The organism is Acidovorax delafieldii 2AN (assembly GCF_000175235.1).
Classification (GTDB): Bacteria; Pseudomonadota; Gammaproteobacteria; order Burkholderiales; family Burkholderiaceae_C; genus Acidovorax; species Acidovorax delafieldii_B.
Window position 1 is genome coordinate 1 of record NZ_ACQT01000040.1, and the last position, 22352, is coordinate 22352.

General features: G+C 65.6%; 26 protein-coding genes. 18 read left to right on the plus strand and 8 right to left on the minus strand.

Translation table 11 applies throughout. The features are described from left to right. Positions 1-533: 533 nt before the first annotated feature. Entirely contained in the window at positions 534-2423 is a 1890-nt protein-coding gene (gene kefC / locus ACDELDRAFT_RS08055) for a glutathione-regulated potassium-efflux system protein KefC (protein ID WP_005795378.1), read from the minus strand. Between the two features lie 200 nt (positions 2424-2623). On the opposite strand from kefC, the gene ACDELDRAFT_RS08060 reads away from it, so the two are divergent. From ACDELDRAFT_RS08060 to ACDELDRAFT_RS08070, 3 genes are all read left to right on the plus strand, one after another. Then, positions 2624-3262 carry a LysE family transporter gene (locus tag ACDELDRAFT_RS08060; protein ID WP_005795380.1) on the plus strand — a complete coding sequence of 213 codons (639 nt, stop codon included), beginning with the start codon at positions 2624-2626 and terminating at the stop codon, positions 3260-3262. Positions 3263-3368: 106 nt separating this feature from the next. Then, complete coding sequence (locus ACDELDRAFT_RS08065) at positions 3369-3983, plus strand: ParA family protein (protein ID WP_005795382.1); 615 nt, start codon at positions 3369-3371, stop codon at positions 3981-3983. Between the two features lie 108 nt (positions 3984-4091). Next, complete coding sequence (locus ACDELDRAFT_RS08070; protein WP_005795384.1) at positions 4092-4556, plus strand: MaoC family dehydratase; 465 nt, start codon at positions 4092-4094, stop codon at positions 4554-4556. Between the two features lie 128 nt (positions 4557-4684). Here ACDELDRAFT_RS08070 and ACDELDRAFT_RS08075 read toward each other — a convergent pair whose 3' ends face one another. Then, positions 4685-5008, minus strand: a complete 324-nt coding sequence (locus tag ACDELDRAFT_RS08075) for a DUF4148 domain-containing protein (RefSeq protein WP_005795385.1) — start codon at positions 5006-5008, stop codon at positions 4685-4687. A 211-nt stretch (positions 5009-5219) separates the two neighbouring features. Between ACDELDRAFT_RS08075 and ACDELDRAFT_RS08080 the strand changes: the two genes are divergently transcribed. Continuing rightward, a complete protein-coding gene (locus tag ACDELDRAFT_RS08080) occupies positions 5220-6155 on the plus strand; it encodes a LysR family transcriptional regulator (RefSeq protein WP_005795387.1) in 936 nt (311 codons plus the stop codon). A gap of 233 nt (positions 6156-6388) precedes the next feature. Here the strand turns inward: ACDELDRAFT_RS08080 and ACDELDRAFT_RS08085 are convergent, their stop codons facing one another. After that, a complete protein-coding gene (locus ACDELDRAFT_RS08085; RefSeq protein ID WP_005795389.1) occupies positions 6389-6895 on the minus strand; it encodes a tRNA (cytidine(34)-2'-O)-methyltransferase in 507 nt (168 codons plus the stop codon). A 57-nt stretch (positions 6896-6952) separates the two neighbouring features. Continuing rightward, complete coding sequence (locus ACDELDRAFT_RS08090) at positions 6953-7675, minus strand: ComF family protein (protein WP_040328486.1); 723 nt, start codon at positions 7673-7675, stop codon at positions 6953-6955. Positions 7676-7711: 36 nt separating this feature from the next. Between ACDELDRAFT_RS08090 and ACDELDRAFT_RS08095 the strand changes: the two genes are divergently transcribed. From ACDELDRAFT_RS08095 to ACDELDRAFT_RS08125, 8 genes are all read left to right on the plus strand, one after another. Continuing rightward, on the plus strand, positions 7712-8620 hold the full coding sequence (locus ACDELDRAFT_RS08095) for a hypothetical protein (protein ID WP_005795392.1): 909 nt from the start codon (positions 7712-7714) through the stop codon (positions 8618-8620). A gap of 107 nt (positions 8621-8727) precedes the next feature. Next, on the plus strand, positions 8728-9210 hold the full coding sequence (locus tag ACDELDRAFT_RS23980) for a DUF2244 domain-containing protein (RefSeq protein WP_081470093.1): 483 nt from the start codon (positions 8728-8730) through the stop codon (positions 9208-9210). Positions 9211-9267: 57 nt separating this feature from the next. Beyond that, on the plus strand, positions 9268-10437 hold the full coding sequence (gene coxB, locus ACDELDRAFT_RS08105) for a cytochrome c oxidase subunit II (RefSeq protein WP_005795396.1): 1170 nt from the start codon (positions 9268-9270) through the stop codon (positions 10435-10437). Between the two features lie 30 nt (positions 10438-10467). Beyond that, positions 10468-12102 (plus strand): cytochrome c oxidase subunit I, encoded by a 1635-nt coding sequence (gene ctaD / locus ACDELDRAFT_RS08110; protein ID WP_005795398.1) that lies wholly within the window; start codon positions 10468-10470, stop codon positions 12100-12102. Between the two features lie 10 nt (positions 12103-12112). Continuing rightward, complete coding sequence (locus ACDELDRAFT_RS25615; RefSeq protein WP_005795400.1) at positions 12113-12223, plus strand: cytochrome oxidase small assembly protein; 111 nt, start codon at positions 12113-12115, stop codon at positions 12221-12223. Between the two features lie 10 nt (positions 12224-12233). Beyond that, positions 12234-12851 carry a cytochrome c oxidase assembly protein gene (locus ACDELDRAFT_RS08115; protein ID WP_005795402.1) on the plus strand — a complete coding sequence of 206 codons (618 nt, stop codon included), beginning with the start codon at positions 12234-12236 and terminating at the stop codon, positions 12849-12851. Beyond that, complete coding sequence (locus ACDELDRAFT_RS08120; RefSeq protein ID WP_005795404.1) at positions 12848-13066, plus strand: DUF2970 domain-containing protein; 219 nt, start codon at positions 12848-12850, stop codon at positions 13064-13066. Before ACDELDRAFT_RS08115 ends, ACDELDRAFT_RS08120 begins: the two co-directional genes overlap by 4 nt. Before the next feature lie 53 nt (positions 13067-13119). Beyond that, positions 13120-14001, plus strand: a complete 882-nt coding sequence (locus ACDELDRAFT_RS08125; protein WP_005795406.1) for a cytochrome c oxidase subunit 3 — start codon at positions 13120-13122, stop codon at positions 13999-14001. A gap of 64 nt (positions 14002-14065) precedes the next feature. Here ACDELDRAFT_RS08125 and ACDELDRAFT_RS08130 read toward each other — a convergent pair whose 3' ends face one another. Further along, positions 14066-14287, minus strand: a complete 222-nt coding sequence (locus ACDELDRAFT_RS08130; protein WP_040328494.1) for a twin transmembrane helix small protein — start codon at positions 14285-14287, stop codon at positions 14066-14068. An 81-nt stretch (positions 14288-14368) separates the two neighbouring features. Here ACDELDRAFT_RS08130 and ACDELDRAFT_RS08135 point away from each other — a divergent pair, with 81 nt between their 5' ends. From ACDELDRAFT_RS08135 to ACDELDRAFT_RS08155, 5 genes are read left to right on the plus strand one after another with little or no spacing between them, the layout of a single operon-like run. Beyond that, positions 14369-15076, plus strand: coding sequence for an SURF1 family protein (locus tag ACDELDRAFT_RS08135; RefSeq protein WP_005795409.1), 708 nt, complete (start codon positions 14369-14371; stop codon positions 15074-15076). Beyond that, on the plus strand, positions 15018-15761 hold the full coding sequence (locus tag ACDELDRAFT_RS08140; RefSeq protein WP_005795410.1) for a hypothetical protein: 744 nt from the start codon (positions 15018-15020) through the stop codon (positions 15759-15761). The genes ACDELDRAFT_RS08135 and ACDELDRAFT_RS08140 overlap by 59 nt, the downstream gene beginning before the upstream one ends. Further along, positions 15761-16939, plus strand: coding sequence for a COX15/CtaA family protein (locus ACDELDRAFT_RS08145; protein ID WP_005795412.1), 1179 nt, complete (start codon positions 15761-15763; stop codon positions 16937-16939). The genes ACDELDRAFT_RS08140 and ACDELDRAFT_RS08145 overlap by 1 nt, the downstream gene beginning before the upstream one ends. Beyond that, entirely contained in the window at positions 16936-17832 is an 897-nt protein-coding gene (gene cyoE / locus ACDELDRAFT_RS08150; protein ID WP_005795413.1) for a heme o synthase, read from the plus strand. The genes ACDELDRAFT_RS08145 and cyoE overlap by 4 nt, the downstream gene beginning before the upstream one ends. 53 nt (positions 17833-17885) lie before the next feature. After that, positions 17886-18449 carry an SCO family protein gene (locus tag ACDELDRAFT_RS08155; RefSeq protein ID WP_005795414.1) on the plus strand — a complete coding sequence of 188 codons (564 nt, stop codon included), beginning with the start codon at positions 17886-17888 and terminating at the stop codon, positions 18447-18449. 163 nt (positions 18450-18612) lie between these two features. Here the strand turns inward: ACDELDRAFT_RS08155 and ACDELDRAFT_RS08160 are convergent, their stop codons facing one another. Together ACDELDRAFT_RS08160 and rpoH are read right to left on the minus strand one after the other, a co-directional pair. Then, positions 18613-19617, minus strand: a complete 1005-nt coding sequence (locus ACDELDRAFT_RS08160; protein ID WP_005795416.1) for a Bug family tripartite tricarboxylate transporter substrate binding protein — start codon at positions 19615-19617, stop codon at positions 18613-18615. 122 nt (positions 19618-19739) lie between these two features. Continuing rightward, the gene (gene rpoH / locus ACDELDRAFT_RS08165) at positions 19740-20678 is read right to left on the minus strand and encodes an RNA polymerase sigma factor RpoH (protein ID WP_005795417.1); all 939 of its coding nucleotides are present in this window, start codon (positions 20676-20678) and stop codon (positions 19740-19742) included. A gap of 210 nt (positions 20679-20888) precedes the next feature. Between rpoH and cutA the strand changes: the two genes are divergently transcribed. Then, positions 20889-21221 carry a divalent-cation tolerance protein CutA gene (gene cutA / locus ACDELDRAFT_RS08170; RefSeq protein ID WP_005795419.1) on the plus strand — a complete coding sequence of 111 codons (333 nt, stop codon included), beginning with the start codon at positions 20889-20891 and terminating at the stop codon, positions 21219-21221. A gap of 145 nt (positions 21222-21366) precedes the next feature. Here the strand turns inward: cutA and ftsY are convergent. Next, positions 21367-22352: signal recognition particle-docking protein FtsY (gene ftsY, locus ACDELDRAFT_RS08175; protein ID WP_005795421.1), on the minus strand; the 986-nt coding region annotated here is incomplete at its 5' end.

Below are 22352 nucleotides of genomic sequence, written 5' to 3' on the forward strand. Positions count from 1 at the left end.
GGGCTCGGGCTCGGGCTCGGGCTCGGGCTCGGGCTCGGGCTCGGGCTCGGGCTCGGGCGCCAGGGCGCCAGAGCGCAAGAGCGCGCAGCGCCTCACCTTCCAGGCATTTTCAGGACTTGGCGAGCCCACGGCCGGACCGGTCCACGCGAAGCGCACGCACGCAGGTTGCTTTTTCCTGGTGCGCGGGTGGGGCTCTGGAAGGGAGCCACGGCGATGCGGCAGGATGCATGTCGGCTCGGCAAGGGGCTCCGCCTGCGAGCGAGCCCTCCACGACGCAATGATGCTATGGACTCAATAGCGGGTCATGTCCATTGCATAAGCGCTGCAACCTATTTTCAGCACTCTTGCCATTGGCGACGAAGGGCGGGGGGGCAGGAAGGGATGCCATGGCGACGCGGCAGGTTGCCTGTCGGACGCGTGTCGGCTCGGCAAGGGGCCCGCGCGTGCCCTCCGCCTGCGAGCGCGGCCTGCCAGGAGGGCAACGGCGCTATGCGTTCAATAGCGGCTCGCGACCGGTGGATCAGCGCTGCCGCCTATTTTCCCTCGGCATCGTGAGCACTCTTGTGGCCATCGGTCGCGTCGCGGCCATCGGTCTGCGCGTACCCCGGGTACGCCACCCCTGCCGCTGCCACCGCATCGCGCTCCTTGGCCATCTGCTCGGCCAGCTGGTGGCGGCCTTCGCGCGCCACGGCGATGTACTTGGCCTGGTCCTTGTGGTGCGGGTACATGCGGTCGGCCAGCGCGATGTTGTGGGTGCGAAAACGCTCGGTGAAGGTGGTGGCCTCGGCGGGCGAGAGGCCCATCAGCTCCAGCACCGTGCGTGCGCTCTTCAGGCTGGACTCGAACAGCTCGCGCTGCACCAGGGTCACGCCCACGTCGCGCAGCTTGTTCCAGTGCGTGAGGTCGCGTGCGCGTGCCACGATCTGCAGGTGCGGGAAATGTGCGCGCGCCAGCTTGGCGATCTTGAGCGACTGGTCGGGGTCGTCCACCGCCACCACGAGGATGCGCGCGCGCTCGGCGCCGGCGGTGCGCAGCAGGTCGAGCCGCGTGGCGTCGCCATAGAACACGCGGTAGCCAAAGGTGCGCGCCACTTCCAGCATCTCCACGCTGTGGTCGAGCACCGTGGTTGGGATGCCCTGGGCCAGCAGCACGCGCGAGACGATCTGCCCGTAGCGCCCGAAGCCGGCAATGATGATGGGGGCCTCCTGGGGCTCCGAAATCTCGGCGGCCTTGGGCGCCTTCACCTGGGCAAAGCGGCGCAGCAGCACGCGGTCCAGCAGCGCCAGCAGCAGGGGGCTCAGCAGCATGGACAGCGCCACGGCGCCGATGAGCAGCGAGGCGGTCTCGGCCGCGAACACGTGGGCGCCCGCGGCCGCCTGGAACACCACGAAGGCAAACTCGCCGCCCTGGGCCAGCAGCACCGTGAAGACGGGGCGCTCCTGGTAGGGAATTTCGGCCACGCGCGCCAGCCCGAAGATCACGATGGCCTTGACAACCAGGAAGCCCGCCAGCAGGGCGGCCATCTGCCAGGGCGAGCGCATGAGCACGCCAAAGTCGATGCTCATGCCCACCGCAATGAAGAACAGGCCCAGCAGCAGTCCCTTGAAAGGCTCGATGTCGGCTTCGAGTTCCTGGCGGTATTCACTGTCGGCCAGCAGCACCCCGGCGAGAAACGCGCCCAGCGCCATCGACAGCCCCACGGTGACCATCAGCATCGCAATGGCCACCACCAGCAGCAACGCGGCGGCGGTGAAGATCTCGGGCGTGCGGCTCTTGGCGATCCAGCGCAACAGGGGGCGCAGCAGCAGGCGCCCGCCCAGCACGATCGCGCCAACCACGCCCACGATCTTGAGTGCTTCGAGCGCCAGGTCGCCCGGGGTGTGGCCGGGGCCTTCGCCGGCGGCGGCGCCCAGCAGCGGAAGCAGGGCCAGGATGGGGATGGCCGCCACGTCCTGGAACAGCAGGATGGAGAACGCCGCCTGGCCGCTGCCGGCGCGCAGCAGGTTGCGCTCGGTGAGCGACTGCAGCGCAATCGCGGTGGACGACAGCGCCAGCCCCAGGGCGCCCACCAGGCTCACGCGCCAGGGCAGGCCTACCAGCCAGGCCAGTGCGAACAGTGCGGCGGCGCAGCCCAGCACCTGGGCGCTGCCCAGGCCGAAGATGGGGCGGCGCAGGGCCCACAGGCGGCTGGGCTGCAGTTCCAGCCCGATGAGGAACAGCATCAGCACCACGCCGAACTCGGCGAAATGCAGGATGTCCTGCACATTGCGCACCAATGCAAGGCCCCAGGGGCCGATGGCGATGCCCGCTGCCAGGTAGCCGATGATGGCGCCCAGCCCCAGCGCCCGGGCCAGTGGAACGGCCAGCACGGCAGCGCTCAGGTACACGAAGCCGTAAGTGAGCCAGGAGGGTGCGTTTTCCATGGAAGGTGTGTGGGCGTTGGAATGGTTTGCCGCCGCGGGCTGCTTGCCGCCAATTCTGGCATTGTGGCCGAATGCTCCTTTTATTGTAGCTGGTGGCGCTTTGCTGGCGAGCGCTTGAGCCATGTCATGCTTGCGGGCATGACGGTGGGGCCCGGCGTTGCTAAGATGCGGGCCCCTCCCCATCGTTCCGGTTTTTCTCCATGGACTTGCATACCTGGCTGGCTTTTTTCGCGGCGTCCTGCCTGATTGCGGTGTCTCCGGGCTCGGGGGCGGTGCTGTCCATGAGCCATGGCCTGTCGTATGGCGTGCGCAAGACCGGCGCCACCATCCTGGGGCTGCAGATGGGGCTGCTGCTGATTTTGCTGATTGCCGGCGCAGGCGTGGGCTCGCTGCTGCTCGCGTCCGAGGTGGCCTTCAGCGTGGTGAAGGTGCTGGGCGCGTGTTATCTGATCTATGTGGGCTGGAGCCAGTGGCGCGCGGGCGCGGCGTCGCCCCTGCACGGCGACGAGGCCGCACCGGCGGGTCCGTGGCAAAAGCGCTGCCTGACCGGCTTTCTGACGAACGCCACCAACCCCAAGGGCATCATCTTCATGGTGGCGGTGCTGCCGCAGTTCATGACCGATTCCCGCCCGCTGTGGATGCAGTTGCTGGTGATGGCCGCCACCACCGTCGCGGTGGACGTGACGGTCATGCACGGCTACGCTGCGGGGGCCAGTGCGCTGCGCAGCCTGATGCGCAGCGCCCGCGCGGTGCGCACCCAGAACCGGGTGTTTGGCGGGCTGCTGATGGCGGTGGGCGCGGGGCTGTTCTTCGTGAAGCGCGGCGGCCAGCATGCCTGAGATGGTTTTGCTTCTTTTTTGATAGCTGCTTGCGCCCAAGGGGCGAGCGCATCAGCCCGATTTTACTCAAAATTTCATGTGCCAACGGATGGAGGGAGGTCGTGCCATGCCTGTAGTCGTTGTTGCCAATCCCAAGGGCGGTGTGGGCAAGTCCACGCTGGCCACCAATGTGGCCGGGTATTGGGCCCGCCAGGGGCATTCGGTGATCCTGGGCGACACCGACCGCCAGCAGTCGGCCCGCCTGTGGCTGGGTCTGCGCCCGCCCGCCGCGCGCCCCATCGGCACCTGGGACATCAGCGCCGACGTGATCGCCAAGCCGCCCAAGGGCTCGCATGCCGTGCTCGACACCCCCGCGGGCCTGCACGGCTGGCGTCTGAACGACGTGCTCAAGATGGCCGACCGCATCGTCGTGCCGCTGCAGCCCAGCGTGTTCGACATCTTTGCCACGCGCAGCTTTCTTGACCAGCTGGCCGAGCACCGCCATGCCGCCGGCGTGCAGGTGGGCATTGTCGGCATGCGCGTGGACGCCCGCACCCGCGCGGCCGACCAACTGCACCATTTTGTCGACAGCCTGGGCTTTCCCGTGCTGGGCTATCTGCGCGATACGCAGAACTATGTGCACCTGGCGGCGCATGGGCTCACGCTCTTTGACGTGGCGCCCGGCCGCGTCGCGCGCGATCTGGAGCAGTGGCAGGGAATCTGTGCCTGGCTGGACGCCTGACGCCTGACGCGTGGCACCGTGGCACGTGGGCGTGCTGTGCTGGCCGCATGTTTGGCTGCTGTCGCTCGCCCGACATGTGGAGCGCCAGGGCGGCGCTACATTGGCCGCATGAAAACCTTCCACTCCTACTCTGAAGTCAGCGCCTGCGTGGGCCAGGAGGTCGCCGTGACCGACTGGATCACCATCACGCAGGAACAGGTCAACCTGTTTGCCCAGGCCACGGGCGACCATCAGTGGATCCATGTGGACCCGGAACGCGCCAAGGCAGGGCCGTTCGGCGCGCCCATCGCCCACGGGTTTCTCACGCTGTCGTTGATTCCCCGGTTCTTCGAGGAAGGTTTGCGCATCGAAGGCGCGCGCATGGGGGTCAACTACGGCCTCAACCGCGTGCGCTTCACTGCACCCGTGCCGGTGGGCAGCCGCCTGCGTGCGCGGCTGGTGTTGCAGGCCACCGAACCCCAGGCCCCCGATGGGCTGCAGATGACCTGGCTCGTGACGGTGGAGCGCGAGGGCGGCGACAAGCCTGTGTGCGTGGCCGAGTCGCTGTCGCGCAGTTACGGCGCGGCACCCTGAGCGCTGGCCGCCAGCGGGCGTGACCAGCGGTTGCCCGCACGGCCAGCGCACATGAAAAAGGCCTGCAAGCGGGTGCCTGCAGGCCGGGTGTGCCGATGGCTGAGGGCCGCCGAGGCGGCCTGCCGGGCTTATTGTTCGCCGTGCACGATGGTGCCGGCCTTGGCGGCGGCCATGGCGTCGGCGCGCACCGCTTCGCGCGTGAGCACGGTGCCGGACTGCGTATTGATCGGTGCGGGCACGTTGTACCACTCGCCGTCACGGGGCAGCGTGCCGGCCTTGCGTGCCGCCACCAGCTCGGCAATCACGGCTTCGCGGGTCAGGGTGCTGGGGGCTTCGACGGTGGCGGGGTAGTTGGACCAATCGCTCTCATGGGGAGCGGCGGACTGTGCCTGCGCGGCAAAGGCGCTCAGTGCAAGGGTGGCGGCGACGGTCAGGGTGCGGTGCATGTTCATGGTGGTTCCTTCAAGAATGAGACAGTTCCTCCGGGCAAGGCACGGTGTTTGGCGCCGGTCTTGTCCTGCCTCGGTGAGTGCCGTTAACGGTGTCGCTCATCGATGGAAGTGACTGTACCGAGGGTTAACCCCGGGAAAAACCGCCTTGGCGGCAATGAATAATTCGCAAAACTGAAATAATCACCGCCGCAACAACTATTTCATTGCCCAAATGGACAGACTTCTGACCATGCGCGTATTCCAGACCGTGGCGGAAGAGGGCAGCTTTGCCGCCGCCGCCCGCGCGCTCGATCTGTCTCCCCCGGGGGTCACGCGCTTGGTGGCCGATCTGGAGCAGCATCTGGGCACGCGTCTGCTGCAGCGCACCACGCGCAAGCTCGCGCTGACGGACGCGGGCGAGGCCTACCTGCAGCGCGTGCGCGCCATCCTGCACGAGATCGAAGACGCCGAAGCGGCGGCCGTGGCCAGCACGCGCGACCTGCGCGGCACGGTGCGCGTTCTGGCCGCCCCGGTGCTGGCCACGCATTTCCTGGCGCCCATGGTGGCGCAGTGGCACGTGCGGTTCCCGCGGCTTTTGCTGGATATTCTGGTGGACCCCTTCCCCTCGTCGCGTGTGGACGAGTTCGATGTCACGTTCATGGCGGCGGGCGAGGATTACGACGCCAACATCGTGGCCCGGCCGATGATCCAGGGTGAGGCGATCGTCATCGCAGCCCCGCATTACCTGCACCGCATGGGGCTGCCCACCGAGCCAGCCCACCTGCAGAACCACGAGTACCTGCGCGACTCGGGGCAGGTGAGCCGCACCACGAACGGTGCGGCACGCAAGCTGCGCCTGCAGCCGGCGCAGGGCAGCGGTCCGGCCCAGGAGGTGGAGATGGAAGTGGTACTGCATTGCGTGAGCACGGACGTGCTGCTGCGCGCCGCCGTGGATGGCATGGGCGTGGCGGTGATGTCCCGCTTGCTGGCCGCACCCTTTCTGGCCTCCGGCGCGCTCGTGCATGTGCTGCCGGACTGGATCTTTTCGCGCTATACCGTGTATGCCGCGCTGCCATCGCGGCGCATGATGCCGGCCCGCACCAAGGTGTTCGTGGATTTCGTCAGCGAGTATTCGCAGCGCCTGATGGTGGGGCGCCAGGGCGCGTGAGCCAGGGGTGCGCGCTGCGGCATCGGACGCACGGCGGCGTGCGGGGCCTCATTCCGTGGGCAGCCATCCGGGGGAGCGCGGGCCGTGCGGGGCAGGGTCCTGGGAAGGGCATGCGGTGGTGTGCCGCACCGGCGGGCCGTTGGGCCGCGGCAGGCATCCCGCTCGGTTGATCCACACGCTTTTTCCGCACCCGCACTTCAAAGCACGCACGCGCAGCCTGCGGCAGGGCTGGCTCAGGGTACGTGCGCCAGAAGGTCTGCTGCAGCGGTCGCGCCGGCAGCGCCGAAGCTGTTCTGGCGCCAGGCTTCGAACACGGTGACGGCCACTGCATTCGAAAGGTTCAGGCTGCGCTGGCCGCTCACCATGGGCAAGCGAAGGCGCTGCGCTGGCGGAAAGGTCTCACGCAGCTCGGGCGGCAGGCCCCGCGTTTCGGCGCCGAATACCAGCCAGTCACCCGGCAGGAAACAGGTTTCGAAGGCGGTCTGGGTGCCGTGCGTGGTCAAGGCAAACATGCGCGCCGGGTCGGGCTGCGCCTGGCGCAAGAAGGCAGTCCATCCCGGATGCCGTAGAACCTGCGCGTATTCGTGGTAGTCCAGCCCTGCGCGCCGCATGAGACGGTCCTCCATCGAGAAGCCCAGCGGTTCGATCAGGTGCAGCGTGCAGCCCGTATTGGCGGCAAGGCGGATCACATTGCCGGTGTTGGGTGGGATTTCGGGCTCAACCAGAACGATATGGAACATATTCTTATTGTCGTGTGGACGTGCGCGGGTGGCGCGCACACGTCGTAAACAAAGGTTTCAGGTGCGGTCAGTCCGCGCCACCACCAGCGCCGTGATGTGCGCAGCGCCTGCTTCGCGCAGCACGCGGGCGGCAGCATCCAGCGTGGCGCCCGTGGTCATCACGTCATCGATCAGCACCAGCCGCAGCCCGCGCAAGCCGGCTGCACGGGCGGGTTCGACGGCGAAGGCAACGCGCAGATTGCGCAGGCGCTGGCTGCGCGGCAGGCCGCTTTGGGCTTCGGTGGCGCGCAGGCGCAGTAGCACGCCGTTGTCCACCTTGCCGTGCGCCAGGTGCCTGGCCAGCAGGGCGGCCTGGTTGAAACCGCGTTCGCGCATGCGCTGCCGCGAGAGGGGAATGGGTAACACAAGCTGGGCGGCCTCGAGCGCCGGCTCCACCCACGGGGTGCTGCGCAGCAGCATGGCCAGCGTGGCCGCCCAACCCGGATCGCCGTTGAATTTGTATTGCGCGATAGCGCCGGCCCAGGGGTATCCATAGTCGACTGCGGCCAGGCAGGTGTCGACCGCCGGCGGCTCGCGCAGGCACGTTCCGCAGGTGACCGCGCCGCCATGCACCGGCATGGCACAACGGATGCAGCGTGGCCTGGGTTGGGCAAACCGGGCAGCGCAGCTATCGCACACGCGGCCTGCGGGCCAGGCGTGGCATACGGCGCAGCGGCTGGGCACTCGACCCGCCAGCGCTGCGAGGTGCCGTGATGCCCCTGTCAGCAGCTTGTGAAACATCCAGTCAATATACTCGTCTGCCCATTTCTGAAGCCCATGTCCAACGAGCATCCGCCCACCATCGACCCCATTGCCGCCGCGCGCTGGCACGCCGCCGCCCCTGCCCATTCGCCATGGCTGCATGAGGAGGTGGCGCGGCGCATGGACGACCGGCTGCAGTGGATCCGCCAGGCGCCTGGTGCCTGGTGCCATTGGGACGCCGTGCGCGGAGGGTTGCGCGGCCATGCGCTGGTGGGGGCCCGCTATCCGCAGGCACTGTGCCAGGTCGTTGAGACCTCCGCACACTGCTTGCCAGTGGCGATTCAGGCGCTTGGCCGTCCGTGGTGGAGCCCCGCGCGGTGGACCGCGGCGCGCCCGCGGTTCGGGCTGCCGCCCGAGGGTTCGGTGCAGATGCTCTGGGCCAACATGGCCCTGCACATGGCGAGCGACCCGCAGGGCTTGCTGGCACAGTGGCACCGTGCGCTGGCGGTGGACGGCTATCTGATGTTTTCCTGCCTCGGGCCCGACACCGCGAAAGAGCTGCATGCGGTCTATGCCGAACTCGGCTGGCCCCCGGCCGGGCATGCCTTTACCGACATGCACGATTGGGGCGACATGCTGGTGCAGGCCGGTTTTGCCGAGCCGGTCATGGACATGGAGCGCATCCGCCTGACCTTTGCCACGCCCCAGCGGCTGCTTGATGAGCTCGCCGAGCTGGGATGCAACCTGCACCCCCAGCGCTTTCCTGCGTTGCGCGGACGCAACTGGCGCCAACGCCTTCACGAAGTTTTACAGGACAAGCTGGCCGATCCGGCCCACGATGGCCAATTGGGGCTGACGTTCGAAATCATCTACGGCCATGCCTTCAAACCCAAGCCCAGGGTGCGGGTCAGCGCCAGCAGCGCGGTATCCCTTGAGGACATGAGGTCCATGTTGCGCGAAAGCGGTACTAGGGTTAACTCGTAACGTCTTGTCAATGACATAGAACAAGGCACGCTACAATTCTCGATTGTTGAGAGTTGCAGCACCTTCCGTGCACCGTTTTGGTGCGACGGCCGCAGATTGGGTTTGCGTTGACGAGTCTGATTTTTCGTTTTGCCGCAGTGTCGGGCCAGGCTGTCGAGTGGCGGTTGGTCCGTGGCTGTGCGGTAGCACCCCCCAGTGCCGCGTGGCGATGGGCATGGGCCCTGCCTGTGGCGCTGGCACTTGCGCTGGCATCGATCTTTAAGGCAGCTGATGCGCGCTGGGCTCTTTCGGCCGGTGGATGTGCTGCCGTCCTGTGGGTGTTGGCGCTGGTCCGCTATGGGCGCCATGCCGCGGACGGCGAAAGGATTTCACTGCAAGGCAGGCGCCTGGTGGTGGAAAAGGAGACCGCGGGGAGGCTGGAACGCGCCGAGTTCGACCGGTCCTGGGTTCATGTCGAACCCAAGGCGGGAGACCGCTCGCTGATCACGCTGTCTGCGCACGGGCGTTCGGTCGAGGTGGGGCGGTACGTGCGTCCCGAGCTTCGCCCGGCGCTGGCATCTGAGATCCGCAGGGCCTTGCGTGCTGCCTGACCCCATGCAGGCACGCCAAGCGTCTGGTTATTTGAGGCTTAGAAGTAAGTGAGAACTATGAAGAGCATTTCCAACAAACTGGCTTCTCTGCTGCTGACTGCCGGTGCCTGGGCGGGCACCGCAGCCCATGCCGTTCAGGACCTGCCCGGCGGCCCGGCGGTCAACCAACTGAATCTCGCGCCCCCGGTCACCAAGATTGCGCAAGAGCAGCATTTCCTGCATTGGATGATGCTGATCATCTGCACCGTGATCTTCATCGGCGTGTTCGCTGTGATGTTCTATTCGATCTGGAAGCACCGCAAATCGCGGGGCGCCAAGTCGGCCAATTTCCACGAATCGGTCACGGTGGAAGTGGTTTGGACCGTGATTCCGTTCATCATCGTGATTCTGATGGCCTTGCCCGCGACGAAGGTGCTGGTGGCGCAGAAGGACACCACCAATGCAGACCTGACCATCAAGGCCACGGGCTACCAGTGGAAGTGGGGCTACGACTACATCACGGGTGAAGGCGAAGGTCTGGCCTTCATTTCCACGCTGGACAGCAGCCACCGCGCCATGTCCGACAGCGGCAACGTGAGCCAGGCGCCCTCCAACTACCTGCTCAAGGTGGACAACCCGCTGGTGGTGCCTGTCAACAAGAAGATCCGTGTCATCACCACCGCCAACGACGTGATCCACGCCTTCATGGTGCCCGCCTTCGGCATCAAGCAGGATGCGATCCCCGGTTTCGTGCGCGACACATGGTTCCGCGCCGAGAAGGTGGGGGATTACTACGGCCAGTGCGCCGAGCTGTGTGGCAAGGAGCACGCCTACATGCCCATCCATGTCAAGGTCTTGTCCGCAGGCGACTACAGCGAGTGGGTGGCCGAGCAGAAGAAAAAGGCTGCTTCCAAGCTCGATGATCCCGCCAAGGTGTGGGCGCTGGACGACATTCTCAAGCGCGGCGAGAAGGTGTATGCCTCCAACTGCGCTGCCTGCCACCAGGCCAACGGCAAGGGCGCTGGCCCCATCAAGCCGCTCGACGGCGCTGCCGTGGTGCTCGACGCAGACCATGCCAAGCAGATCCAGGTGCTGCTCAAAGGCCAGAACAACGGGGCCATGCCATCGTGGGCACAGCTCAGCGATACCGACATCGCTGCAGTAGTCACCTACACCAAGAACAACTGGTCGAACAAGACCGGCCAACTGGTCCAGCCGGCGGAAGTTGTGGCCCAGCGCGGCAAGTAATCACTGCCCCACAGTATTGAGGAATCCAACATGAGCGCAGTTCTCGACAATCACGGGCACGCTGGCGGCCACGCACACGACGGTCACGACCACCACCATGGCCCCACCGGCTGGCGCCGCTGGGTGTTTGCCACCAACCACAAGGACATCGGTACGCTGTACCTGCTGTTCTCGTTCACCATGCTCATGATCGGCGGTGTCCTGGCACTGATGATTCGCGCCGAGCTGTTCCAGCCGGGCTTGCAGTTGGTGAACCCCGAGCTGTTCAACCAGCTCACCACCATGCACGGCCTGATCATGGTGTTTGGCGCGATCATGCCGGCCTTCGTGGGTTTCGCGAACTGGATGATTCCGCTGCAGATCGGCGCATCCGACATGGCTTTCGCGCGCATGAACAACTTCAGCTTCTGGCTGATGATCCCTGCCGCGCTGATGCTGGTCAGCTCGTTCTTCATGCCCGGCGGCGCACCCGCTGCCGGCTGGACGCTGTATGCGCCATTGACATTGCAGATGGGCCCGTCGATGGACGCCGGCATTTTTGCCATGCACATCCTGGGTGCCAGCTCCATCATGGGCTCGATCAACATCATCGTGACCATCCTGAACATGCGCGCGCCCGGCATGACGCTGATGAAGATGCCCATGTTCGCCTGGACCTGGCTCATCACCGCTTACCTGCTGATCGCCGTGATGCCTGTGCTGGCCGGTGCCATCACCATGACGCTGACGGACCGCCACTTCGGCACCAGCTTCTTCAACCCTGCCGGTGGTGGTGACCCGGTGATGTACCAGCACATCTTCTGGTTCTTCGGTCACCCCGAGGTGTACATCATGATCTTGCCGGCCTTCGGCATCATCAGCCAGATCGTGCCGGCATTCGCCCGCAAGAAGCTGTTTGGTTACGCCTCCATGGTGTACGCCACGTCGTCCATCGCCATCCTGTCGTTCATCGTGTGGGCGCACCACATGTTCACGACCGGCATGCCGGTGACCGGCCAGCTGTTCTTCATGTACGCCACGATGCTGATTTCCGTGCCCACCGCCGTGAAGATCTTCAACTGGGTGGCCACCATGTGGCGCGGCTCGATGACGTTCGAAACGCCCATGCTGTTTGCCGTCGGCTTCATCTTTGTGTTCACGATGGGCGGCTTCACCGGCCTGATTTTGGCCATGGCCCCGATCGACATCCAGCTGCAGGACACCTACTACGTGGTGGCGCACTTCCACTATGTGCTGGTGGCAGGTTCGCTGTTCTCCATGTTCGCCGGCGTGTACTACTGGCTGCCCAAGTGGACGGGGCGGATGTATTCCGAGACCCGCGGTCAGATCCACTTCTGGACTTCGCTGATCTTCTTCAACATCACCTTCTTCCCGATGCACTTCCTGGGTCTGGCTGGCATGCCACGCCGCTATGCCGACTATCCCATGCAGTTTGCAGACTTCAATGCCGTTGCGTCGGTCGGCGCACTGGGCTTTGGCCTGGCGCAGGTGTATTTCTTCGTGGCCGTGGTGCTTCCCGCCATGCGGGGCCGCGGCGCACCGGCACCGCAGAAGCCATGGGATGGTGCCGAAGGCCTGGAGTGGGAAGTTCCGTCCCCTGCACCCTTCCACACGTTCGAAACCCCGCCCAAGCTGGACGCCACTGCGACCCGCGTGATCGGTTGAAGGCCCAGCCATGACACCCGAACAGAAAAAGAGCAACCTGCGTCTGGCGCTGATTCTGGCCTCCGTCGCCATTGTTTTCTTCGTCGGGTTCATGGTCAAAGTCGTTCTGCTGTCCCGTTGAGCACTGCGCCATGAGCATTCACCGCGAAAACGCCAAGATGGTGGGCAAGCTGGCCGTGATTGCGGCCGGCATGTTTGTCTTCGGCTACGCGTTGATCCCGATCTACAAGCACATCTGTGAGCTGACGGGCATCAACATCCTGTCACTGTCCGAGCGGCAGGTGCCCGGCAATGGTGTCGCGGGCAAGGATGTGAAGGTGCCTGCCAACACGCAGGTGGACAAGAGCCGCACGATCACCGTGGAGTTCGATGCCAATGCGCGCGGTCCCTGGGATTTCAAGCCGGCGCAGCGTTCGGTGAAGGTGCACCCGGGTGAACTCACCACGGTGATGTACGAATTCCAGAACGTCCAGAATCGCCGCATGGCCGCCCAGGCGATTCCCAGCTACGCGCCGCGGCAGGCCGCGGCCCACTTCAACAAGCTGGAATGCTTCTGCTTCAACCAGTACACGCTGGAGCCAGGCGAGAAGAAGCAGTGGCCGGTGGCTTTCGTGATCGACCCGCGACTGTCGAAGGACGTGACGACCATCACCCTGTCCTATACCTTCTTCGAAGTTGGCGGCAAGACCCCGCCAGCCCCCGAGTCCACAGCGGTTACCGTGGTGCACCCGGTATTGGAGGGCTCATGAGCCGCACCGATCCCTCCGGCTCCGCCGTACAACGCAAAGGCTCGCTGCTGCGCACGGTGCGTGCGGTCGCCTGGTCCCTGATCGGCCTGCGCAAGGGCAGTGAATACCAGCAGGACGTGGAGAGGATCAACCCCCTGCACATCATTGCGGTGGGACTGGTGGCCATCTTCCTATTGGTGATGGCGCTGATTGCAGTGGTGAATTGGGTGGTCTGAACTGTGCCGGCCTCCCCATCCAACAACAAAGATTTCGAGATTCAGGAGCTGAAATGAGTGCATCAACCCCCGCCGGAACCCCGTACTACTATGTGCCCGCCGAGTCGCGCCATCCCGTGATGGCGGCTGCGGGCCTGTTCTTCGTGATTCTGGGTGCTGCCCAGTGGATCAATGGCCATGACTGGGGCAAGTACTCGCTCGCCCTGGGCATGGTGTGGTGGCTGTTCGTGTTGTACCAGTGGTTCCGCGACGCGGCGCGCGAAAGCGAGGGCGGCCTCTACGGCCACAAGATCGATCTGTCCTACCGCTGGAGCATGAGCTGGTTCATCTTCTCGGAAGTGATGTTCTTCGGCGCGTTCTTCACGGCCCTGTGGTGGGCGCGCGCGCATTCGGTTCCGGCCCTGGGCAGTCTCGACAATGCCTTGCTCTGGCCCGACTTCAAGGCGGTGTGGCCCAGTATCGCGAGCGGGGCGACCGCCTCGCCCGCCGGTATCGTCGAACCCTTCCAGACCGTGGGCCCGTTCTGGCTGCCCACCATCAATACCGCGTTGCTGCTGACCTCCGGCGTGACGCTGACCATCGCCCACCACGCCCTGCGCGAAAACCACCGGGGCCGGACGATCGGTTTCATGTGGGCCACGGTGCTGCTGGGTTTCGTGTTCCTGTGTGTGCAGGGGTATGAATATTTCCACCTCTACACCGAACTGAACCTCAAGCTCAGCTCGGGCGTGTTTGGCTCGACGTTCTTCATGCTCACGGGGTTTCACGGTTTTCACGTGTTCCTGGGCATGCTGATGTTGCTGGTCATCACGCTGCGGTTGCAGAAAGGGCACTTCACCGCCGAGAAGCACTTCGGCTTCGAAGGGGCCGCTTGGTACTGGCACTTCGTGGACGTGGTGTGGTTGGGCCTGTACATCTTGGTGTATTGGATGTAAGACGGCCCTGCACAACAAAAAAGCGCCGCGAGGCGCTTTTTTGTTGCATCGAAGCGCGGCTATCTCAACGCGTCGCGGGCAGCCCGGTAGGCTGGATGTACCCCAGTTGCCATGCCACCAGGATGGCGATGAACAGAACGATCGAAAGACCTACCCGCAGCGCCAGTGCCTTGGCCATGTGGCTGCCTTTGGCCTTGTCGTCGCGTCCGTTGCGCATCATGAAGAAAAGCGCAGAACCCAGACTGGCGAGAATGGCAAGAAACGCCATAGCAACGAGATATTTCATGGAGCGCATTATCCCGTGACACCTGTCCAAAACGCCTGGGGCCTGCGCTTCTGGTTGATCACCCTTGCGGCCGTTGCGGGAATGTTCGTCACCGCGTCGCTCGGGCGGTGGCAGTTGTCGCGCGCGGCCCAGAAGGAGGCTTTGCAGGCGCTTCTGGACCAGCGCGCGGCGATGCCGGCCTTGCATCAGCGCCAGTTGCCCGGAGGCGCCGATTCGGGCATGGGGGCTCTGTCCGATGTGGTCCATCGCGCGGTGAAACTCGAAGGGCACTGGTTGCCCGAGCACACGGTGTACCTCGACAACCGCCAAATGCAGGGGCGGCCAGGCTTTTTCGTGCTGACGCCGTTGCAGTTGGAGGGTGGGGGGGGCGTGGTGCTGGTGCAGCGTGGTTGGGCTCCGCGCAATTTTCAGGACCGGCTGCAGCTTCCGCCGGTGGAGACCCCGCCGGGGCTGGTGCATCTGGTCGGCCGCATCGCACCGCCGCCATCGCGGCTGTACGAATTGGGGGGAGGCGATAGCGCTCCGGGGTCTTCGCGCATCCGGCAGAATCTGGACCTTGCCGCCTTTCGCACCGAAACAGGCCTTGCCTTGATGGACCTGTCGGTGCTGCAGGCCGGCCCCCGCAGCGAGGGCCTGCAGCGCGACTGGCCGGTGGTCAACGCCGGTGTCGACAAACACTACGGTTACGCATTTCAATGGTTCGGGCTCAGCAGCCTGATTGCACTTCTCTATGCCTGGTTCCAAATCGTCCGACGCTTCCTTCGCCCACGCCAGAGGCCTCGTGCCTGAGGCCGGGGGGGACCATCCCCTGGGGCTCACGGTGCACAACCTACCCGAGCCGGAGCGCGCCGTGGCCCATGCCCAAGGCACGCGCCATGGGCGCCTCAAGATGCTGGCCGTGCTGCTGGTCTGTGCAGCGCCCGTGATGGCCTCTTACTTCACGTACTACGTGGTACGGCCCGAGGGCCGCCGCAACTATGGCGAACTCGTACAGCCCCAGCGCCCTTTGCCCGATTTATCCACGGTCACGCCCGAGGGCGCGCAGGGGCGGCTGGCGGCTCTCAAAGGCCAGTGGCTGCTGGTGAGTGTGGCGGGCGGCGCATGCGACGCCACGTGCCAGAAGCACCTGTACCTGCAGCGCCAGTTGCGCGAGAGCGTCGGCAAGGAAAAAGACCGTGTGGATTGGGTCTGGCTGGTCAGCGACGCAGCCCCCTTGCCCGCAGAAATCGCACCGGCCCTGCGACAGGCCACGGTGCTGCGGGTGGATGGCGCGGCGATTGCACGCTGGCTGGAGCCTGCGCCAGGCCACGCCCTGACCGACCACCTCTATCTGGTGGACCCCATGGGCAACTGGATGATGCGCTTCCCCGCGGGCATGGATGCCGCAGGGGCCGCCAAGGCCAAGCGAGACCTGGAGCGCGTGTTGCGTGCCTCGTCGTCCTGGGATGAGGCCGGCCGGCCGGGGCAACCCTGATGGACGCCCAGCCGCTCTACGACCTGGCGCCACTCGCGCAACTCATGCTGCTGGGCAGCCTGATCGCGCTTGGGCCGCTGGCCTGGGTGGGCTGGCGCAACCGGGGGGCCGCGCGCGGGCGCCGCCTTCAGGCCCTGACCGTTCTCACCCTGTTCCTCACCTTTGACTTGGTGCTGTTTGGTGCATTCACGCGGCTGACCGATTCCGGTCTGGGCTGTCCCGACTGGCCCGGTTGCTACGGCAATGCCAGCCCTGTGGGCGCACGGGCCGAGATTGCCGCCGCGCAACAGGCGATGCCGACGGGGCCGGTGACGCATGGCAAGGCCTGGGTGGAGATGATCCACCGCTATCTCGCCACTGGCGTGGGTGTGCTCATCATCGTGCTGTCCGTATCGGCCTGGGTGCAGCTGCGGCAGGCCCGCGGGGGGCGGGGTGCGCCGCCGCCGCAAAGCCCCTGGTGGCCCACGCTGACCTTGGCCTGGGTCTGCTTGCAGGGCGCGTTTGGCGCACTCACCGTGACCATGAAGCTGTTTCCGGCCATCGTCACGCTGCACCTGATGGGCGGCCTCGTGCTGCTGGCTCTGTTGTGCGTGCAGGCGGTGCGCCACACGCAGGCGGCCGAGGGCGTGTCGCCCACCGTGCTGGCGCCACCGCTACGGTGGGCCGTGATCGGTACGGGTGTCCTGGTGGCTGCGCAAGTGGCACTGGGGGGCTGGGTCAGCACCAACTACGCCGTGCTGGCCTGCACCGCCTTTCCCACCTGCCAGGGCAGCTGGTGGCCAGCGATGGATTTTGCACAGGGCTTTCAGATCTGGCGGCCGCTCGGTTTCTTGCAGGACGGTAGCCACATCAGCTTTGCAGGCCTCACGGCGATCCACTATGCGCACCGCCTGATGGCCTATGCCGTGCTGCTGGTTCTGGCGGGGCTGGCATGGCGGCTGCGCGCCAACGGTGCGCTGCGCTTGCAGGCGCGTTGGCTGGCTGGCCTTGCGCTGCTGCAATTGGCCACCGGACTGAGCAATGTGGTGCTGGGCTGGCCGCTGCTGGCGGCGGTTTTGCACACCGGCGGTGCGGCGGCCCTGGTGGTGGTGTTGGCCTGGACGGTATCGTCGAGCCGGGCGGTGTCTGCGCCCCTTGAGTCTTTCGCACCCTCCCGTGCATCGAGAGTTTCCGCATGAGTGTCGTTTCCACCCTTCCCACGCCCTCGCGTTTTTCGCAGTTCTACGCGCTCACCAAGCCCCGTGTGGTGCAGCTCATTGTCTTTTGTGCGTTGATCGGCATGGTACTGGCGGTGCCCGGCCTGCCCACGCTGCAGCAGGTGGGCCAGATGGCGCTGGCCAGCGCGGGCGTGTGGCTGGTGGCCGGTGCTGCGGCAGCCTTCAATTGCATCGTCGAGCAGGGGATCGATGCCAAGATGAAGCGCACCTCCTGGCGGCCCACTGCCAAGGGCGAGCTGTCCAACACGCAGACACTGCTGTTTTCGGCCCTGCTGTGTGCCGTGGGTTCGGGCGTGCTGTATTTCTGGGTCAACCCGCTCACCATGTGGCTCACGTTCGCTACCTTCGTGGGTTATGCCGTTGTCTACACGGTCATCCTCAAGCCGCTGACTCCGCAGAACATTGTGATTGGTGGCGCCTCGGGCGCCATGCCGCCCGTGCTGGGCTGGGCCTCGATGACAGGCGAGGTCGGGCCCGAGGCACTGATCCTGTTTCTCATCATCTTTCTCTGGACGCCGCCCCATTTCTGGGCGCTGGCGCTGTACCGTGTCGAGGACTACCGCAAGTCGGGCCTGCCCATGCTGCCCGTGACGCACGGCAACGAGTTCACCCGCCTGCAGGTGTTCCTGTACACCCTGATCCTGTTCGCGGGATGCCTGATGCCCTTCATCTACGGCATGAGCTCGTGGATCTACTTGGTGGCCGCGGTGGCGCTGAGCGCAGGTTTTTGCGGATACGGTTTTGCCCTGTGGCGCAACTATTCCGACACACTGGCGCGCAAGACCTTCCGTTTTTCCCTTATCCATCTCAGCGCGCTGTTTGCCGCGCTGCTGGTGGACCATTACGTCCTGTGAAAGCCATGCACAAAAGAAATGCTCTTCAATTGATAGCTGTTGGCGCCCTCTCCATGAGCGCTAGCGCCTTGCTCAGCGCCTGCTCCGAAAAGAAGACAGAGTTCCGCGGGGTGGACATCACGGGGGCCGACTACGCGCGCGACGTGCCGCTGACCGACCACAACGGCCAAAAACGCAGCCTCAAGGATTTCCGTGGCAAGGTGGTTGTGGTGTTCTTCGGCTACACCCAGTGCCCCGATGTCTGCCCCACCTCCATGCAAGAACTCGCCGAGGTCAAGCAGATGCTGGGCCAGGATGGCGACCGTCTTCAGGGCATCTTCGTCACCGTCGACCCCGAGCGCGATACTCCATCGGTGCTCAAGGCCTACATGGCCAACTTCGACCCCAGCTTCCTGGCACTTTCCGGGACGCCTGAAGAGATCGCCGCGGTGGCCAAGGATTTCAAGATCTACTTCAAGAAGGTGGATGGCAAAACCCCCACCAGCTACACCATGGACCACTCAGCGGGCAGCTATGTCTACGATACGGCGGGCCGCCTGCGTGTGTACAACCGCTATGGCAGTGGCGCGCAAGCCCTGGCCGCCGATGTGCGTGCGCTGCTGCAGGAAGCGGGCTGACCGTCCTCTGCCACTGTGCGTGCCGGATCGCCGGCAGGCGCGCATCTTTGACCGCGCGCCCGCGCTGTCTGGCGGCATAGCGACGCGTGTCGGGGGCGGACCACCTTGAAGTTCAGCCGCCCTGTGCAAACCGCTGGGCGGCGTGCTGCCTGCCTGCCGGGGCTTACTCGGCCTTGATGCCGCGTGCGTTGATCACGGCGCCCAGCTCCCGCGCGTCGGTGCGCACGCGGTTGGCCAATCCTTCGGCCGTGGTGCCGGTCACCTGCCAGCCCTGCTGAAACAGCTTGGCGCGCACGTCAGGGCTGCGTGCAATTTCGCTGAACAGCACCGACAACCGTTTCACCACCGACGGGGGCAACGACTGCGGTGCCGCCACGGCGTTCCAGATCTCGAGATTGAAGTCCTTCACGCCTGCTTCGGCCAGGCTGGGGTATTCGGGCACCAGCGTGCTGCGCCCGCTGGAGGTGACGCCAATCACCCGCAGCTTGCCCGCGCGGGCCTGTGCCGCTGCCATCGCCGGCGGCAGCAAGGCCAGCTGGATCTGCCCGCCGATGATGGCGTTGATGACCTGCGGGTTGCCTGGGTAGGGCACATGCACGGGGTTGATGCCGGCCTTGCTCTTGAGCAGCTCCATGCCGATGTGCGCCACCGTCCCCACGCCGGGGGTGCCGTAGCTCCAGCGGTCACCGCTGGCACGTGCTGCGGCGAAGTACTCCTGCGCCGTGGCGCCCGGGGCGGTGGATGGCACGGCCAGCGCCAGCGGCGCCGTGGCAATCAGGCTCACGGGGGCCAGGTCCTTGAGGGGGTCGTAGGGCAGCCTGGGATTGATGAGCTTGGCAATCGTCATGTTGCCGTTGATCATGATTCCCAGGGTGTGGTCGTCGGTGGCCCGTGCAACCGCATCCGCTGCGATGTTTCCGCCCGCGCCCACCTTGTTTTCCACGATGACGGGCTGGCCCAGGGCCCTGGCCAGCGGTTCTGCCAAGGTGCGTGCCACGAGGTCGGGCGATGACCCGCCTGGAAAGCCCACCACCAGCTTCACGGGCTTGCTGGGCCAGCCGGGTGTCGTCAGCGCCAGGCTGGCCGCCGTGGGTTGTGCAAGGACGGTGCTGCAGGCCGCAGCCAGGGCAAGCGCCAGGGCGGCGCGGCGCAGGGGGGACGGGGTCATGAAGATCTCCTGGGGGGACATACTGCGGCGGCCGCCGTGGCTACCGGCCCAAAAAAAAGCGCGCAACCCTGGGGCTGCGCGCTGAATTATCTCTGCTGCCCGCACGTGCGGGCCGGAACTGCTCAAGCGTATTCGACCAGAGCCGTCTTCATCTTCTTCATGGCCGCGACTTCGATCTGGCGGATGCGCTCGGCGCTCACGCCGTACACGGCAGCCAGTTCGTGCAGCGTCATGCCGCCGGTGCCGTCGTCGTTGACCTTGAGCCAGCGCTCTTCCACGATGCGGCGGCTGCGGTCGTCCAGGCGGGCAAGGGCCATGGCGATGCCATCGGTGGCAAGCGCATCGCGCTGGCGCGACTCGATCATGGCCGTGGGTTCGTGCGAGGCGTCGGCCAGGTAGCCGATGGGGCCGAAGGCCTGCTCGCCGTCGTCCGACGGTGCGGGGTCGAGCAGCACGTCGCCACCCGCCATGCGCGTTTCCATCTCGATGACTTCCTCGCGCTTGACGTTGAGCTGCGTGGCCACGGCGTCGATCTCCTGCTCGGAGAGCGTGTCACGGTGCGTGGCCGCATCCACGGCAGCGTCGGCCTTGAAACCCTGCTTCATGGACCGCAGATTGAAGAACAGCTTGCGCTGTGCCTTGGTGGTCGCCACCTTCACCATGCGCCAGTTCTTGAGGATGTACTCGTGGATTTCGGCCTTGATCCAGTGCATGGCATAGCTCACCAGGCGCACGCCCTGGTCGGGGTCGAAGCGCTTGACGGCCTTCATCAGGCCCACGTTGCCTTCCTGGATGAGGTCGCCGTGGGGCAGGCCATACCCAAGGTACTGCCGGGCAATCGACACGACGAGGCGCAGGTGCGACATCACCAGCCGGCCGGCGGCATCCACATCGTTGTGGTCGCGCAGCTTGCGGGCGTAGGTCTGCTCTTCTTCGTGGGTGAGCAGGGGCAGGCGGTTGACGGCCGAGATGTAGGCGTCAAGGTTGCCCAAGGGCGGCACCAGCGCCCAAGGGTTGGTGGGCGCCAGGGTGGTCGTTGCGGTTCCAGATGGCAAAGTCATTCCGGGAATCCTTTCCTCTAAGCCTTCATGTTAGCACTCTCTTGGAGGGAGTGCTAAGCCCGGAGTTCCCGTCCGGTTGTTGCAAAGTGCTGGTTTCTCCACTTCTGCATGAAATTGGCCGTTTGCGCTTGAATATCAGTCATTTCAAGCTATGGATAGATGAGCGGATAATCTTCGAAAAGTTCCCGGCTCAGCCGGCAGGAGAATGCAATGCCCGCAGGCGCGGATACCCCGAATCTTTGCGTGGTAACCACCACCGTCGGCAGTGCGCAAGACGCACGCCGCCTGGCGCAGGCCGCCGTGCATGCGCGCCTGGCCGCATGTGTGCAGGTCGAGACCATCACCTCGCATTTCCGCTGGGAGGGTGCTGTGCAGGAAGAGGCCGAGTGGCGGCTGACCTGCAAGACCGCGCCCCGCGCTGCCGAGGCACTGCTCGCCCTGCTGGACGAACAGCACCCCTACGCGCTGCCGGAGATGGTGGTGCAGCGGCTGCAGGCGAGCCCGGCCTATGGGCAATGGGTGGACGGCGAGGTGGCCCCGTGAGGTCCTCGCACCGGCTGGCCCGTTGACGGTGGGGAGCTGTTTTTCAGGGTGCTGCATTCCGCCAGCAACACCCGCCAAGTGACCGCTGGCGGGGTCGCAAGCCCGCCGCTGCACACGCGGAGCGGGGGCCAGGGTGCGGCCGCGCTCAGGCCAGCAGCGCCTGCGCAAACTCGCGCGCGTTGAACGTTTCGAGGTCTTCGAGCTTTTCGCCCACCCCGATGAAATACACAGGAATCGGGCGTTCCTGCGCAATGGCTGCCAGCACGCCACCTTTGGCGGTGCCGTCGAGCTTGGTCACGACCAACCCGGTGAGCTGCAGGGCATCGTCAAAGGCGCGCACCTGTGCCAGCGCGTTCTGGCCGGTGTTGCCATCGATCACCAGCAGCACCTCGTGGGGCGCCGTGGCGTCGGCCTTGGTGACCACGCGGCGAATTTTCTTCAGCTCTTCCATCAGGTGCAGCTGCGTGGGCAGGCGGCCCGCCGTGTCCACCAGCACCACGTCCTTGCCGCGTGCCTTGCCCGCCGTGACGGCGTCAAAGCTCACGGCGGCCGGGTCGCCGCCTTCCTGGCTCACGATCTCGACCGTGTTGCGGTCGGCCCAAACGCCCAACTGCTCTCGCGCCGCAGCGCGGAAGGTATCGGCCGCCGCCAGCAGCACGCTGGCCCCTTCGGTGGCGAGGTGCTTGGTGAGCTTGCCGATGGACGTGGTCTTGCCGGCACCGTTCACGCCCGCCACCATGATGACGGTGGGCGTGTGCTCGCCAATGACCAGTGCTTTCTCCAGCGGGCGCAACAGTTCGGCCAGCGCGTCGGCCAGCAGGCCCTTCACGGCGGCCGGGTCGGTGGTCTTGCTCTCCTTGACGCGGCGCTTGAGGTCTTCCAGCAGGTGCTGCGTGGCCTTGACGCCGGTGTCGGCCATCAGCAGGGCTTCTTCCAGTTCTTCGTAGAGCGTGTCGTCGATCTGAGTGCCCGTGAAAACGGTGGCAATGCTTGAACCCGTCTTGCGCAGCCCGGCCTTGAGGCGGTCCAGCCAGCCTTTGCGTTCCGCGGGCGCTGGTGCAGCGTCGGTGGGTGGCTGGGTGGTGGCGGCCGGTGGCTCCGGCAGGACCGGTGCGGCCACGGCGGCGGAGA

What these genes read in the sequence shown, in the direction of transcription:
- ACDELDRAFT_RS08115 (WP_005795402.1), top strand. Translation starts at nt 12,234, where the DNA reads ATGAGCATTCACCGCGAAAACGCCAAGATGGTGGGCAAGCTGGCCGTG.
- ACDELDRAFT_RS08080 (WP_005795387.1), top strand. Translation starts at nt 5,220, where the DNA reads ATGGACAGACTTCTGACCATGCGCGTATTCCAGACCGTGGCGGAAGAG.
- ACDELDRAFT_RS08085 (WP_005795389.1), bottom strand. Translation starts at nt 6,895, where the DNA reads ATGTTCCATATCGTTCTGGTTGAGCCCGAAATCCCACCCAACACCGGC.
- cutA (WP_005795419.1), top strand. Translation starts at nt 20,889, where the DNA reads ATGCCCGCAGGCGCGGATACCCCGAATCTTTGCGTGGTAACCACCACC.
- ACDELDRAFT_RS08065 (WP_005795382.1), top strand. Translation starts at nt 3,369, where the DNA reads ATGCCTGTAGTCGTTGTTGCCAATCCCAAGGGCGGTGTGGGCAAGTCC.
- ACDELDRAFT_RS08060 (WP_005795380.1), top strand. Translation starts at nt 2,624, where the DNA reads ATGGACTTGCATACCTGGCTGGCTTTTTTCGCGGCGTCCTGCCTGATT.
- ACDELDRAFT_RS08125 (WP_005795406.1), top strand. Translation starts at nt 13,120, where the DNA reads ATGAGTGCATCAACCCCCGCCGGAACCCCGTACTACTATGTGCCCGCC.
- rpoH (WP_005795417.1), bottom strand. Translation starts at nt 20,678, where the DNA reads ATGACTTTGCCATCTGGAACCGCAACGACCACCCTGGCGCCCACCAAC.
- ACDELDRAFT_RS08120 (WP_005795404.1), top strand. Translation starts at nt 12,848, where the DNA reads ATGAGCCGCACCGATCCCTCCGGCTCCGCCGTACAACGCAAAGGCTCG.
- ACDELDRAFT_RS08160 (WP_005795416.1), bottom strand. Translation starts at nt 19,617, where the DNA reads ATGACCCCGTCCCCCCTGCGCCGCGCCGCCCTGGCGCTTGCCCTGGCT.
- ACDELDRAFT_RS08090 (WP_040328486.1), bottom strand. Translation starts at nt 7,675, where the DNA reads ATGTTTCACAAGCTGCTGACAGGGGCATCACGGCACCTCGCAGCGCTG.
- ACDELDRAFT_RS08140 (WP_005795410.1), top strand. Translation starts at nt 15,018, where the DNA reads ATGCCTGGTTCCAAATCGTCCGACGCTTCCTTCGCCCACGCCAGAGGC.
- ACDELDRAFT_RS08095 (WP_005795392.1), top strand. Translation starts at nt 7,712, where the DNA reads ATGTCCAACGAGCATCCGCCCACCATCGACCCCATTGCCGCCGCGCGC.
- ACDELDRAFT_RS08130 (WP_040328494.1), bottom strand. Translation starts at nt 14,287, where the DNA reads ATGAAATATCTCGTTGCTATGGCGTTTCTTGCCATTCTCGCCAGTCTG.
- ACDELDRAFT_RS08155 (WP_005795414.1), top strand. Translation starts at nt 17,886, where the DNA reads ATGAGCGCTAGCGCCTTGCTCAGCGCCTGCTCCGAAAAGAAGACAGAG.
- ACDELDRAFT_RS25615 (WP_005795400.1), top strand. Translation starts at nt 12,113, where the DNA reads ATGACACCCGAACAGAAAAAGAGCAACCTGCGTCTGGCGCTGATTCTG.
- ACDELDRAFT_RS08070 (WP_005795384.1), top strand. Translation starts at nt 4,092, where the DNA reads ATGAAAACCTTCCACTCCTACTCTGAAGTCAGCGCCTGCGTGGGCCAG.
- kefC (WP_005795378.1), bottom strand. Translation starts at nt 2,423, where the DNA reads ATGGAAAACGCACCCTCCTGGCTCACTTACGGCTTCGTGTACCTGAGC.
- ACDELDRAFT_RS08075 (WP_005795385.1), bottom strand. Translation starts at nt 5,008, where the DNA reads ATGAACATGCACCGCACCCTGACCGTCGCCGCCACCCTTGCACTGAGC.
- coxB (WP_005795396.1), top strand. Translation starts at nt 9,268, where the DNA reads ATGAAGAGCATTTCCAACAAACTGGCTTCTCTGCTGCTGACTGCCGGT.
- ACDELDRAFT_RS08135 (WP_005795409.1), top strand. Translation starts at nt 14,369, where the DNA reads ATGTTCGTCACCGCGTCGCTCGGGCGGTGGCAGTTGTCGCGCGCGGCC.
- ACDELDRAFT_RS08145 (WP_005795412.1), top strand. Translation starts at nt 15,761, where the DNA reads ATGGACGCCCAGCCGCTCTACGACCTGGCGCCACTCGCGCAACTCATG.
- ctaD (WP_005795398.1), top strand. Translation starts at nt 10,468, where the DNA reads ATGAGCGCAGTTCTCGACAATCACGGGCACGCTGGCGGCCACGCACAC.
- cyoE (WP_005795413.1), top strand. Translation starts at nt 16,936, where the DNA reads ATGAGTGTCGTTTCCACCCTTCCCACGCCCTCGCGTTTTTCGCAGTTC.